At 65.9% G+C, this 13,095-nt stretch carries 12 protein-coding genes and 2 riboswitches; of the genes, 1 reads left to right on the top strand and 11 read right to left on the bottom strand.

Annotated features, from left to right (window positions below; translation table 11 throughout):
- Window positions 1–154: 154 nt before the first annotated feature.
- The 10 genes from ACIPVK_RS06770 to ACIPVK_RS06725 all read right to left on the bottom strand — a co-directional run bounded on the left by ACIPVK_RS06770 (window position 155) and on the right by ACIPVK_RS06725 (window position 11,103).
- Complete coding sequence (locus ACIPVK_RS06770) at window positions 155–2,476, bottom strand: FdhF/YdeP family oxidoreductase (RefSeq protein ID WP_407611197.1); 2,322 nt, start codon at window positions 2,474–2,476, stop codon at window positions 155–157.
- A gap of 76 nt (window positions 2,477–2,552) precedes the next feature.
- Window positions 2,553–3,386 carry a formate dehydrogenase accessory sulfurtransferase FdhD gene (gene fdhD, locus ACIPVK_RS06765; RefSeq protein WP_407611196.1) on the bottom strand — a complete coding sequence of 278 codons (834 nt, stop codon included), beginning with the start codon at window positions 3,384–3,386 and terminating at the stop codon, window positions 2,553–2,555.
- A gap of 63 nt (window positions 3,387–3,449) precedes the next feature.
- Window positions 3,450–4,649, bottom strand: coding sequence for a molybdopterin molybdotransferase MoeA (locus ACIPVK_RS06760; RefSeq protein WP_407611195.1), 1,200 nt, complete (start codon window positions 4,647–4,649; stop codon window positions 3,450–3,452).
- A 10-nt stretch (window positions 4,650–4,659) separates the two neighbouring features.
- Window positions 4,660–4,938: a DUF6457 domain-containing protein gene (locus ACIPVK_RS06755; protein ID WP_407611194.1), complete on the bottom strand. Its 279-nt coding sequence runs from the start codon at window positions 4,936–4,938 to the stop codon at window positions 4,660–4,662.
- Window positions 4,939–4,953: 15 nt separating this feature from the next.
- Complete coding sequence (locus ACIPVK_RS06750) at window positions 4,954–5,622, bottom strand: molybdenum cofactor guanylyltransferase (RefSeq protein ID WP_407611193.1); 669 nt, start codon at window positions 5,620–5,622, stop codon at window positions 4,954–4,956.
- Window positions 5,619–6,116, bottom strand: coding sequence for an HNH endonuclease (locus ACIPVK_RS06745; protein WP_407611192.1), 498 nt, complete (start codon window positions 6,114–6,116; stop codon window positions 5,619–5,621). Before ACIPVK_RS06745 ends, ACIPVK_RS06750 begins: the two co-directional genes overlap by 4 nt.
- A gap of 692 nt (window positions 6,117–6,808) precedes the next feature.
- Window positions 6,809–7,405 (bottom strand): DUF305 domain-containing protein, encoded by a 597-nt coding sequence (locus ACIPVK_RS06740; protein WP_407611191.1) that lies wholly within the window; start codon window positions 7,403–7,405, stop codon window positions 6,809–6,811.
- Window positions 7,406–8,006: 601 nt separating this feature from the next.
- Window positions 8,007–8,843 carry a C40 family peptidase gene (locus tag ACIPVK_RS06735; protein ID WP_407611190.1) on the bottom strand — a complete coding sequence of 279 codons (837 nt, stop codon included), beginning with the start codon at window positions 8,841–8,843 and terminating at the stop codon, window positions 8,007–8,009.
- Between the two features lie 5 nt (window positions 8,844–8,848).
- Window positions 8,849–9,010, bottom strand: a riboswitch (cyclic di-AMP (ydaO/yuaA leader).
- Between the two features lie 119 nt (window positions 9,011–9,129).
- A complete protein-coding gene (locus ACIPVK_RS06730) occupies window positions 9,130–10,053 on the bottom strand; it encodes a M23 family metallopeptidase (protein ID WP_407611189.1) in 924 nt (307 codons plus the stop codon).
- Between the two features lie 87 nt (window positions 10,054–10,140).
- A riboswitch (cyclic di-AMP (ydaO/yuaA leader) is annotated at window positions 10,141–10,315 on the bottom strand.
- Between the two features lie 92 nt (window positions 10,316–10,407).
- Complete coding sequence (locus tag ACIPVK_RS06725; RefSeq protein WP_407611188.1) at window positions 10,408–11,103, bottom strand: metal-dependent transcriptional regulator; 696 nt, start codon at window positions 11,101–11,103, stop codon at window positions 10,408–10,410.
- 194 nt (window positions 11,104–11,297) lie between these two features.
- Between ACIPVK_RS06725 and serC the strand changes: the two genes are divergently transcribed.
- Window positions 11,298–12,419 carry a phosphoserine transaminase gene (gene serC, locus ACIPVK_RS06720; protein ID WP_407611187.1) on the top strand — a complete coding sequence of 374 codons (1,122 nt, stop codon included), beginning with the start codon at window positions 11,298–11,300 and terminating at the stop codon, window positions 12,417–12,419.
- A gap of 142 nt (window positions 12,420–12,561) precedes the next feature.
- Here the strand turns inward: serC and ACIPVK_RS06715 are convergent, their stop codons facing one another.
- Window positions 12,562–13,095, bottom strand: coding sequence for a DUF3027 domain-containing protein (locus ACIPVK_RS06715; protein WP_407611186.1), 534 nt, complete (start codon window positions 13,093–13,095; stop codon window positions 12,562–12,564).

Genomic DNA, 13,095 nt, shown 5'->3' with positions numbered 1-13,095 from the left:
GGCCCGGGGAAAACCAGCTCGGGCTGCCGCGGCATTGCGAAGCCGCGCCACCGGCCATGGATCCGGATTCAGGGCGCGGAAACAGGCAATGCCATTCAAGGGCCTGTTCTTGGGCAGGTCCTTGAATGGCATTGGCTTCGCACGCCGGAAATTGCTAGCTGTCGAGCGTCGGGCCCGGGGCCAGTTCGTGTGGCACGAAGCGCACCGTGATCGCCTTGAACCCGGGGGTGTTGGACTCGCGGGCCACCAGGTCGCGGTGGACCAGCGCATTGGCCTCGGGGAAGTAGGCGGCGGCGCAGCCCTTGGCGGTCGGGTAGGAAACCAGCCGGAAGCGGTTGGCGCGGCGCTCGGTGCCGCCGAAGGTGGAAATGACATCCACCAGGGCCTTGTCCTGAAGGCCGAGCTCGACAAGGTCCTGCGGGTTGATCAGGATGACCCGGCGGCCGTCCTTGATTCCGCGGTAGCGGTCGTCTAAACCGTAGAACGTGGTGTTGTACTGGTCGTGGCTGCGCATGGTCTGAAGGATCAGGTGCCCTGCCGGGGCGGACAGCGCTTCGAAGGGTGAGACCGTGAACTTTCCCTTGCCGATGTCGGTGGCGAAGGACCGGGTGTCACGCGGCGGGTTGGGCAGCACGAAGCCGTTGCGGCCGCGCACACGCCTGTTGAAGTCCTCGAAGCCCGGCAGCACCCGCGAGATGTGGTCGCGGATGACGTCGTAGTCCTCGGCCATGGCCTTCCAGTCGACCGCGTGGTCCTCCCCCAGGATGGCCTGTGCCATGCGCGCCACGATGACCGGTTCGGCCAGCAGGTGCTCGGAGACCGGCTTGAGCCGGCCCTGGGTGGAGTGGATGACCGACATGGAGTCTTCCACCGAAAGGAACTGGGGTCCGCCGGAGTGCTTGTCGTCCCGGTCGGTGCGTCCAAGGGTGGGCAGGATCAGTGAGGTCTGCCCGTGCACCACGTGGGAGCGGTTGGGCTTGGTGGAGATGTGCACGGTCAGCTTGGCGCGCTGCATGCCCGCTTCGAGTGCCTCGGTTTCCGAGTTTGCCAGGGCAAAGTTGCCGCCCATGGACACGAACACGTCCACGTCGTCCTGCTCGAAGGCCAGCAGGGCCTCGGTCGAGTCGTAGCCGTGGGCGCGCGGGGAATCGATGTTGAACTCGGCATCAAGGGCGGCCAGCAACCCCTCGCCGGGCTTCTCCCAGATGCCCATGGTCCGGTCACCCTGGACGTTGGAGTGTCCTCGCACCGGACAGGCACCGGCGCCGGGCTTGCCGAAGTTTCCCTGAACCAGCAGGAGGTTGATGATCTCCTTCAGCGTCGGCACCGAGTGGGGCTGCTGCGTCAGGCCCAGCGCCCAGCAGAATATGGAGGCCTTGGACTTGATGAGCAGGTTGGCCACGGTGGTGATTTCGGCTCGCGTGAGCCCGGTGGCTTCCTCGGTGGCTTCCCAGTCCAGCGTGGAGCGCGCTTCCTTGTAGGCCTCGTAGCCATCGGTGGCGGAGTCGATGAATGCCTTGTCGATCACGGTGCCGGGGTTCTTGGCCTCGGCCTCGAAGAGCAGGTGGCCGAAGGCCTGGAAGAGGGCAAGGTCCCCGCCGACCTTGATCTGCAGGAAGTGGTCGCTGATGTCATCGGCGCGTCCGAGCATGCCGCCGACGGTCTGCGGGTCCTTGAACCCGAAGAAGCCCGCCTCCGGCAGCGGGTTGACCGCGACGATGTGGGCGCCGCGTTTGCGGGCGTCGGCGAGGGCGGAGAGCATCCGGGGGTGGTTCGTTCCGGGGTTCTGGCCGATGACGAAGATCAGTTCGGCGTGCTCGAAGTCCTCGAGGGAAACGGTGCCCTTGCCGATCCCGATGGTGGGGTTCAACGCCGAACCGGAGGATTCGTGGCACATGTTGGAGCAGTCTGGCAGGTTGTTGGTGCCCAGCGAGCGCGCCAGCAACTGGTACATGAACGCCGTCTCGTTGGCGGTGCGCCCCGAGGTGTAGAAGACGCACCGCTCCGGCGTCGTCGCGTTCACGTGCTCGCCGATGGTGGCGAAGGCCTGCGCCCAGGTGATGGGCGTGTAGTGGCTCTCGCCCTCTCGGATGATCATGGGTTCGGTGATCCGGCCCTGGGAACCGAGCCAGTACTCGGTCTTCTCGCGCAGGACGTTGATGGGGTGCTTGGCCCACCATTCGGGGGTCACCGTGCGGGCGCTGGCCTCCTCGGCGATTGCCTTGGCGCCGTTCTCGCAGAACTCGGCCGGCTTGCGCGCCCCGGTGATGGATTCGGGCCAGGCGCAACCCGGGCAGTCGAAGCCGCCGCGCTGGTTGATGCGCAGCATGGAACTCAGGGTGCGGCTCACGCCCGCCTCGGAAAACCCGCGTTCCAGGGACACCATCACGGCCTTGACCCCGGCCGCGCTGCGTTTTGGCTCGGTGACTTTCAGGTCGTCCTCGATGATGTCCTGCGTTGGGGCTGGCCGATGCATGTATCCTCCACGTCGATGTGCGGTGTTGCGGACCGTAGTCGCGCGCGTGCCGAGAAAGCCGGGCGCCCGATTCGTTCTAGGAGCCGGTCTTCACCCTGTCGGCATGCGTATATAAGTTCACCGTACTACCCCGGGAGAAAGCCGCAAGCGTCAACCCGGTTTCATCGGCCAATTCCACTGCCAGCGAAGACGGCGCGCTGACGGCCGAAAGCACCGGAATCCCGGCCATCGCGGCCTTTTGCACCAGTTCGAAGGATGCACGCCCCGAGACCTGGAGAATGGTGTCATGAAGCGGTAATTTTTGCTCGCGCAGCCCCGCCCCGATGACCTTGTCCACCGCGTTGTGCCGCCCCACATCCTCACGCAGCACCAGCAGCTCCCCGGCGGTGGTGAACAGCCCGGCGGCGTGAACTCCCCCGGTGGCGCTGAAAAGGCTTTGGGCCTCGCGCAAGGTGTCGGGCAGGCCCAGCAGCACCTTGACGTCCACATGGCCCCGTGCGGGGTCCAGCGGATAGGAAGATTTCTTGGAGACCTCGTCGATGGAGTTGGTGCCACAGATGCCGCAGGCCGAGGACGTCACCACGTTCCGTGCCGCGGAGAGGTCCGGCGGTTGGGCGCCGAATCCGACCTGCACGTCGATCACGTTGAAGGTCTGGTTCCCGTCCTCATCGGTTCCGGCGCAATATCGCATGGAGACCAGGTGCTCGGTGCGGCTGATGATTCCCTCCGCGAGCAGGAAGCCGGCAACCATGTCGAAATCGTCTCCCGGGGTGCGCATGGAGGTGGTGAAGGAAGTGCCGTTAAAGCGTATTTCCAGGGGTTCCTCGACCGCGAGCTTTTCCTCGCGGGCGATCCGTGCACCCTCCAGCGTTGCGCGGACGATGCGCCTGCGGGCTATTTTCCGTCCCATGTCCTCATTGCCTTTCCTTGCCTTGGCCGCGTCCCCACCTTGCGCGGTGCGGCGACCGCACACCTACCAAGGTAACCGAAGATAGGGCACCGGCGAGCCGGCCGTGGCGCCATCGGGCCCCACCACCAGGATGGCGTCCGCAGCCGCCAGGCCGCGGAGCATGGCAGGTGCCACGTGCTCGGCCGGTGCCAGCACGTCGGGGCCGGTGCCGCCGGCATCCGGGACCCAGCGGGCCGGGACAAGCCGGGTCCGGCCCGGCAGCGGGGCGAAGTCCGTGGCCGAGGGCGCGGAACGGAGCCCGGCCAATTCTCTGCCGCAGGCCCCGCGCAGGATCGGGTCGATGAGCGTCGCCACGGCCATGAGCGCCGCCAACGGGTTCCCGGGCAGCGCCACCAGCAGCCGGTTTCCGGGCAGGACCGCGACCATGGAGGGGTGGCCGGGCCGCATGGCGATCGAGGAGATGGCTTCGACCCCGCCGATGGCCCGCACCGCGGCGCGCACGAAGTCGCGGTCGGAGAACCCGGTGCCGCCGGTGGTCACCACCAGGGAGACGGCCCGGGCCGCCTCACCGTCAATCGCGGCAATCGTGGCCTCAAGGGTGTCCCCAATGCGGGCACTGCTGGCAACCCTGCCACCGAGCTCGGAGACGACCTGGGGAAGCACCGGGGAGAACCCGTCACGGACCTGGCCCGGGGCCGGGTGCCCGGAGGTGATGACCTCGTCGCCGGTGAACACCAGGTGCACGGCCGGGACGGCCGCGAGCGGGAGCTCGTCGTGGCCAGCCACCGCCGCGGTGGCGATGACGCCGGCCCGCAGGCGGGTGCCGGCGGCCGCCAGCAGGTCACCCGCGGCGGCCTCGGTGCCGGAGGGCCGGATGTCCGCGCGCGCCTGCAATGTCCGATCTCCGGTGAGCGTGGTGCCCAGGAGCGTCGAGTGCTCGACGCGCAGGATGGACGTGGTGCCCTCGGGGATCAGGGACCCGGTGACCACGGCGGTGGCCTCGCCGGCAGTCAGATCCACCCGGTCCCCCGCCCCGGGGTTGGCGGCATGCGCCTGGAGCAACCGCCATGGCCCGGGGCCGTTGACCGCATAGCCGTCCATCGCGGAGGTGGCGCAATGCGGCATCGGGTACGCGGCCACCATGTCGGTGGCCAGGATGCGCCCGCCGGCCAGGTGCAGGGGCACGGTTTCGGGGGTGCCGGCAATCCGGGTGCCGAGCGCGCGGGCATCATGGCGCGCGGCGGCCCACTGGTGGTCTTTCATGGTGCCTTTACTAGGCGTTTTCGGGGGAAGTTGCGCGTGTGGCAAGGACGGCGCGGGCCAGCGAATCGGCCGCGTCCATGGCGGGTTTTTCACCGGACCGGGCGCTGCCGACGGCAAGGCCCGCCGCGTAGCCGGCCAGGTAGGTGGTCAGCGGCGCCGCGGGACGGACGATGGTGTGTGCGGCAACCCCTGCAAGCGAAAGCACCTGATCGATGTCTACCTGGGTGTCGGTGAGTTCAAAGGCCGTCAAGAGTTCCTTGACCCATTCCTCAAGTTCGGCTGCAGGCATTGTGCGTTCTCCTTGTCAGTGGCCGTTGGCCACCGCTATCCCGTGCCGCCCGGCATCCCCGGGCGTATCGATGTCGCTGAAGTCCGCGTCGGGAAGCTTCAGGCGTTCCATCTGCACTGTAGCAAGCAGACGCATCATTGATGCATTTTCGAGACTTCCGCGGGGTTCGGCGGCCTGGTCGATCGCCTGGCGCAGGGAAGGCGTGAGAATGGCGCAGGAGAGCGTCTGGAGCACGCCGGCGGCATCCTGCGGCACCCAGGCCTCGACGCCCTCGACGGGGTTCTCGGTGGCGGCAAGCAGCGCGGCCACGACCGGTCCGGGATCCAACAGGTCCGAGGCCAACACCACGGTCAACTCGGATGCCTGGTTCTGGCGCTGCGCGTTTTCGTCGTCCGGCCCGTCGTCCAGGGCGGCCCGCCCGGCGGCGACCGCCGCCGCAGGGCCGGCAAAGGTGGGGTATTCGCGGGTGATGATCACGCGCTGGAAATCCGGAGCGGCGTCCATGTACCTGGTGACGGCCTCGGCCAACGCGTGCGCACCGACCACCGCGATGGCCTGTGCGTCGCGGACGGCGTTCAGGGAATGCTCCAGCAGCGTTTCGCCGCGGTGTTCAAGAAGGGGCTTGCTGACCCCGCCCAGGCGGGACCCGCGGCCGCCGGCCACGATGATCGCATCGAATTTCATGCTGCACTCCGTAAGAAGGGACTCCAAGCTTCTGCGGGGCGCTCAAGTTCGGTGATGAACCATTGGGCGCCACGCGGTCGGCTCGGGGCGAACCGTAGCTTCCAGCCAAGCTGTGCCAGCGTCCGGTCTCCCTTGGCGCTGTTGCAGCCCTGGCATGCCGCTACTAAATTCTCCCACGAATCCTCCCCGCCGCGGCTCCGCGGCATGATGTGGTCGATCGTGTTCGCGCTGCGCCCGCAGTAGCCGCAGCGGTGCCCGTCGCGGCGCAGCACCCCGCGGCGCGAGACATTGACGGTGTTGCGGTAGGGAAGCCGGATGTAACGGTTGAGCAGGATCACCGTGGGCCGGGGCATCACCTGGTTCACTCCCACGACCGGGTCGCGGTCGTCATCGGCAAGTACGGTGGCCTTCCCGGTGAGGACAAGGAGAAGCGCCCGGCGGAAGGTGATGACCGCCAGCGGTTCAAATCCTGCATTCAGTACTAGGGTTCGCATACGCGCATCCTTAGATCCTGACCCGGCGCAACAGAGGGACCCGTCCACGACGGAAGTCCCTCACGGTGGCGCACGCGGCACTCGGCTTTGGCTCCTGTGCCCTAGCCTAAAACAAGAAACCGCCGTTTTGCGCGCTTTTTGGCGAAACCAGTTGAAATTGCCACCATAATTTTCCCCGCCGTACACCCCGGGCACATGTAGCGGGCAGTGGACCCCGGGGCTCATTCCCTGGCGCCGGGCCGTGCCCGGGCCGGAGGATCCCGGGACAGCGGCCCGGCGTAAGGCGAACCGTGAACCCCTTGGCCGCATTGGTCGAATGCTCGACACCGGCGGAGCTGGAGACCCAGATATGCTTCCCGTCCGCGTCCGGTGCCACCCCCGTCAACCACGCCAGCGGCCCGAGCGCCCTCGTTCCAGCCCACTCCACCGTCGGCGCTGGTCCACGCCGCGTTGTCCGGTGTGAAACCCACAGCGATCTGGCCGGACAGGGCCCCCTTCTGCAAAACCGGCGCACCAGGGTCCGGGTCGCTGAAGGTTTTCCCGTCGTCGGTGGACCGCCAAGTACAGTGTTCGGTCGTTGCCAGCACGAGACAGCCGTGGAGGTGCAGCAGGTCAGGACCAGGGCCCGATCAGCGAGAGCTTAAGGAACAGGGAGTTCTTGGCGGGGGCAATTTGATGGCCCTGGCGCCTGCCTACTTCTTCAGCATTTCTCGCATCTGGCTGATTTCGGCGTTCTGTGTGGAGATGATATCGCCCGACAGCTCCAGCACTTTGGGGTCCTTGCCGGAGGCCAGCGCTTCCTCGGCCATTTTCGTGGCACCCAGATGATGCTCGATCATTTGCTGCAGGAAGAGTTCCTCGGCCTTGCTTCCCCGGGATGACTTGAGCGCGTCAAGCTCGGCCGTGCCGAGCATTCCGTCCATCTCCATGTCGTGGCCGATCGTGCGCGGCTCTCCCCAGGCAGCCAGCCAGGATTCCATCAACGAGATCTCCGGTGCCTGTGCTTGCTTGATTTCCGTGGCGAGCTTGGCCAGTTCCGGACTCAGGGAGTCCTTGTCCAGCATGATTTCGCTCATCTCCACCGCTTGTTCGTGGTGCGGGATCATCATTTGCGCGAACATTGTGTCGGCGCTGTTGTGGTGCTCATCGGGGGCCTGCCGGGAGGCTTCCTTGCCGGCGGCATGGTCCGTGCCGGTGTGTTCCGTGGCGGCAGGCGCGCAGCCAGCCAGTAGCAGGGAACCCGCCAGGAAGGCAGCGGAAATCGACGATGTGGTTTTGGAGTTTTTCAACGGCTTTTCCTTGCGTTGGATGAGACATTTGGTCCGGTGCGATGTCCGGGTCTCTCATCTGCGGCAGATGCCGAGCCGTTGTGACGAGGGAGAGGGCGGGACGCAGTCCAACCGTGGAAACAAACCGAGGTGCCGGTACATGTGCCAGGTCCGCGACCCCTTGGTTCCCGCTGCGGGCAGGGCAAGCCTGAAGGCAAGCAGCAGCAGGCCCAAGGCACAGGCCCCGGCAACGGTGCATTCGCCAAGGCCGACCCCTAGGTCGTGACCCGGTGCCTGGGTCGTGCTTCGGCCTTCGAGGGTTGTCGGGGATTCGATGTGGGCAGCGGCGTGCGTGGCGTATCCGTGGTTCACGCCGTGGGTTTCGTGCTCGGCTGCGGAGCTCCGGGGCGTGCCTAGAACATGCATGGAGAACAGACCCACAAAGAATACGCAGAGCAAGAGCCAGCGCACGCCGGGGCGCCTTGGCCACGGGGCGGTGCTCGGCTGCAACATTTTCACATGACCACCCTATACCCATCCGGGGTATCGCTCCATGGGTGTTAAACAACAAGGCCTCCGATCGATCCCTGCGGATCGGCCGGAGGCCTTGGAACGCTTGAGCTTAGCCCGCGAGGGTGTAGTAACCGTAGAGGGGGTTGCGGGAGACGTCGTGGAGGATGGTGTCGACGGTCGGGTTCTGTGCACCGATCATCTTGCCGCCGCCGAGGTAGATGCCGACGTGGCCGCCACCGTTCTGGAAGACCAGGTCGCCCGGCTTCGGGGAGCTGGTGCGGACGAACTGGCCCGAGGCGCGGATAGCCGAGGTGCCGCGGGCAATGTTGATGCCGTGCTGCGCGTAAACGTACTGGACGAAGCCGGAGCAATCCCAGCCCGAGGGGGTGCTGCCGCCCCATACGTACGGAACGCCCACGTACTTGGCTGCGGTTGCCGCAATACCCGAGAGGTTGGCGGTGTTCATCGAGTCGCTCTTGACCTTGGGGGCCGCGGAGGTCGTCGGTGCGGAATCGCGGTTCGAGCGGGTCATCGGCGCACTGGCGTCCGAGTTGTTGCTGGAACGAGTCACCGGAGCGGTGTCGTTGGAACGCGTGGAGACCTCGTTGGCCACTGCGATGACCACGGGGGCCGGCGCGGGCTTGGAGGTGAACGCTGCGCGTTCGATGCTCAGGTCCTTGGCCTTGGAAGCCGAGACCGAAACGGCCTTGACGGCTACGCGCTCTGCGGAAAGGCCTTCAACGGGAACCGCGCTTGCATCGCGGGAAACGTTTCCCTGAGCTGCCGGAACACCGAGGGTCAGTACGAGACCCGATGCGGCTGCAATGACTGCGGCCTGGCGGCCAACCGATCCAGCGTTCGAGGCGACTGCCTTCGAGATGGACTCTAGCGGGTTGGTCCGAACTGCGGTCGCGCGGTGGCGGCCCAATGCTTGACGTGTAGTCACGTAGTAATGCCTCTCCTGATGCCTGCGAGGTGAGCTGTCGGGTTCGAGTGGGAGTCACTCGGCAATCCGGCCGCCAGGCCGAACTACTTAACCCCAAGGCTTCCTGTACGGAAACCGAAATGTGGGTCCCCCGCCACTGCCAAACGAGTTTTGAACGGACACCGTGGGCTGGCAGTGCTCGGCACTTCCCGCGGCGGCGAGCAGGGTTGTTCCCTGATCACTTACTTAGAATATATGAAGCGAATCCAAAAGTCACGTTCTGATCACGGAACGGTGACAATTGCCGTTATAACCAGCCTTCGGGGTTTACCCACTTGCCGTTGACGATGACCTCGAGGTGCAGGTGGGGACCGGTTGAGTTGCCCGTGCTGCCACTCAAGGAGACGACCTCGCCACGCTTGACCTTTTGTCCTACGGAGACCTTCAGGGCCGAGTTGTGGTTGTAGCTGGTGTGCAAGCCGTTGCCGTGGTCGATCTCCACGCGGAAGCCGGAGTGGCCCGCCCAGGCGGCCTGCACGACGGTTCCGGCGGCACTGGCCTTGATCGGGGTGCCCATCGGAACGGCGTAGTCCAGGCCGTTGTGGTTCATGTACCCCGGGCCTGTTGGATTCTTGCGGTGGCCGAAGCGCGACGTCAATCGGATGTTGTCCACCGGCTGTGCCAGCACTCCGCCGGCGGCGATCTTGGTGACGTCTCCGCCGGCAGCGGTCATGATCGTTGCCAGCTGGTCTTCCTTGGTGAATTCACTGGTCACCGAGGCGCGCTCGATCTTGACCTCTTCACCGGCAGGTGCCTTGACGTCGACCACGACGGACTGGGCCACGCGCTCGGTGCCCGCGGTTGCCGTCTCGGCATCCTTCGCGGGTGAGGCGGCGGCGAACGCCAGGCCGGAAACGGCCGCGACTGCGGCAAGCTTGTGCGTGAAACCGAGGCGGGTGCGCGGTGTCCGGGGCGCGAGCTTCAGGACGTTGTCCAGCTCGTCGGCCTCGACCGGAGCGGCAACCGGTGCGGCGGTCGCGGCAAGAGCGGCGGGGATCTCGGTGGCGGCAATGGCTGCCGCGTCCGGAGATACGCCGTACCGCAGGCCGGCCACAAAGCGTCGGCCGGTGTACTGCGTGGCTTCAGGGGACTCGACGGAATCCGGGACCACGCTCAGGGCGCGTCGACCGGCACGTCGGGTGGTGGTTTCACCGCTCAATGCGGTGTCCACGATCTGCTCTAGTGAACCTTCAGCAGGCGAAGCATCAACGGGTCCGGACGCACGACGGCGGCCGGCGGTGTGCTGCTGAGTCAAATGTCAACCTCTCATGTATCGCCTGCGAAGTTAGCTGTCGGATTCGAGTCATGAGATCAACTCGGCAGAGCCCACCAAGGCGGACTCAGCTTCACCCCAAGATCCATGGTCCAAGACCAGGAACGGTTGAATGGGTCCTCCGCCCCTACCGAAAATTCTGACTCCGCGATCCGCCGGCAGGGTTATGCGAATCGGATCGGGACTAGGTTACCTAAGTGCAACCCAACGCAAAACACTACCGGGATTTATGCCAAAGTTACAATTCCGTTATCAATCCATGCGGCGGACAAACACGTGGGCGCTGACTTCGGTCGGAAGCTCCAGCGCGCCCTCGATTCCCTCCACCCGAACGACCACGTATTCTCCGGCCCTTTCTAAGGTGACTAGGGCACCCGGGCGGATGCCGCCCTCATCAAGCTGGACCAGCAGCTCGGGTTCCACCTGGATCGTTTCGGCCAGGCGCTCCACCCGGACAGGGCCCAGGTTTCCGTCGATCAGGGCCGAATCGAGACTTTGGACACCTACGGAGATTTCCGCCAGCCCCGGGCCTCCCAACGTCTCGAGCCCGGGGATCGGGTTTCCATAGGGAGAGGCCTCGGGCGCACCGAGCAACTTGTACAGCCGCTGCTCCACGCGCTCGCTCATCACGTGCTCCCAACGGCAGGCCTCCTCGTGGACGTACTCCCACTCCAGGCCAATGACATCTGCCAACAGGCGCTCGGCCAGGCGGTGCTTGCGCATCACGCCGGTGGCTACCTCGGCGCCGTGCTCGGTCAGTTCGAGGTGGCGGTCGGTGGTCACCACGACCAGCCCGTCGCGTTCCATGCGGGCCACCGTCTGCGAGACCGTGGGCCCGGAATGCCCAAGTCGCTCGGCAATACGCGCGCGCAGGGCAATGATGCCCTCCTCCTGGAGTTCCAGGATGGTGCGCAGGTACATTTCGGTGGTATCGATCAAATCTGACACGTTTGCAGCTCCCGCATGGGTTGATTGTTACAAGAGTTCACTACGCTTTCACTCTACCCGCGTTCACATTGGCGTCTCGCTATTACACATTGGGCCCCGGAGTGCGAGATTATTGAACCACTGGGCACCCTCAATGCGCATTGGTTTGCGGCAGCGGAAGTGTCAAAGCGTAAAACCCCCTTATGAGGAGCAACATGAGCACCGGCGTGACTATTCCCCAAGACCTCTTGCCCGTCGACGGCCGATTTGGCGCCGGACCCTCCAAGGTCCGCCCCGAGCAGGTCCAGGCACTCGTCGACGCGGGAACGCAGCTCTTGGGAACCTCGCACCGCCAGGCCCCCGTGAAGAACCTGGTCCGCGACATCCAAGAGGGCCTCAAGACCTTCTTCAACGCCCCGGCCGACTATGAAGTGGTCCTGGGCGTGGGCGGGTCAACCGCCTTCTGGGACATCGCCGCCTTCGGCCTGGTCCGCAACAAGGCCCAGCACCTGTCCTTCGGCGAGTTCGGCTCGAAGTTCGCCGCCGCCACCAACAAGGCGCCGTTCCTGGAACCGTCCACGATCATCACCTCCGAACCCGGCACCCGCCCGGTCCCCGTGGCCGAAACCGGCGTGGATGTATACGCTTGGCCCCAAAACGAGACCTCCACGGGCGTTGCGGCACCGGTGCACCGTGTCGAAGGTGCCGACGAGGGATCCCTGGTCCTCATTGACGCGACTTCCGCCGCCGGCGGCCTGGACGTCGATGTCTCGCAGGCCGATGTGTACTACTTCGCCCCGCAGAAGAACTTCGCCTCCGACGGCGGCCTGTGGATTGCCCTCTTCTCCCCCGCGGCAATCGCCCGGGCCGAGGAGATCGCAGCCTCCGGCCGCTGGATCCCGGACTTCCTGAACCTGAAGACGGCCATCGACAACTCGCGCCTGAACCAGACCTACAACACCCCGGCCCTCTCCACCTTGGTCTCGCTCAACGCCCAGGTGCAGTGGCTCAACGCCAACGGCGGCCTGAAGTTCGCCGCCGCCCGCACGGCCGACTCCGCCTCCCGCATCTACGACTGGGCCGAGGCCTCCGAGGTGGCGACCCCGTACGTCGCCGCCCCCGAGGAACGTTCCAACGTCATTGCCACGATCGACTTCGACGATTCGATCGATGCCGCTGCGGTGGCCAAGACGCTGCGCGCCAACGGCGTGGTGGATGTCGAACCGTACCGCAAGCTCGGCCGCAACCAGCTGCGCGTGGCGACCTTCGTGGCCATCGAGCCCGAGGACGTCTCTGCCCTGCTCAAGTGCATCGAGTACGTGCTGAAGAACAGCTAGTTCCCTCCGGGGGAACAGTCGGGACGGCGCCCTGATTTTTGCCCCGAGCCCTCCGGAGCAAGGGCAAAGGGAGCGGGCGGCGATGAACGCTGCCCGCTCCCTTGAACAATCCAGGTGACTTGTCGCCTGGATGTTTATCCTGCTACTTGGTGTCGGCGTCCGCGTCGTCGTCCGCGTCGACGGGTGCCTCGTCCGCCGGAGCCTCGTCGGCCGGGGCCTCCGAGTACTGGCTCTCTTCCGGGGACTCGGCTTGTGCTTCGGCCGGGCTGGACTCGTCGGGCGCCTCGGTGTCGGCATCGCCATCGGTGCCGTCCGACGCGGCCGCGGCTTCCTCTGCGGCGCGACGCTCGGCGTCCATTTCCTCCGGGCGGACGCGCTCGGCCCACGGCACCCAGGCCGGTGCTAGAAGTGCGTCTTCGCCGGGAAGGATCCCGACCTCGCACACCGTAAGGTCCTTGGCCTGGGCGCGCGGGATGCGTGTCAGGGTCGCAAACCAGCTCCAGCCCTCGTAGCCGGGCAGCAGGGCTTCGAAGCGGTGGGTCACCAGGCGTTCGCCGTCGTTGACGGCCTCAAGGTGTTCGCCGATGCTTGCGTCGTCGGTGATTTCCAACAGCGCCTTGCGTGCGTGGTCCACGGCCTTGGCCAGTGTCGTATCGAGTATTGCTTTGCGGGCCAT

This window comes from Paeniglutamicibacter sp. MACA_103 (genome assembly GCF_045798555.1).
Taxonomy (GTDB): Bacteria; Actinomycetota; Actinomycetes; order Actinomycetales; family Micrococcaceae; genus Paeniglutamicibacter.
Note: the sequence above shows the minus strand (reverse complement) of the source record. Positions and strands in the feature narration are given on the sequence as shown.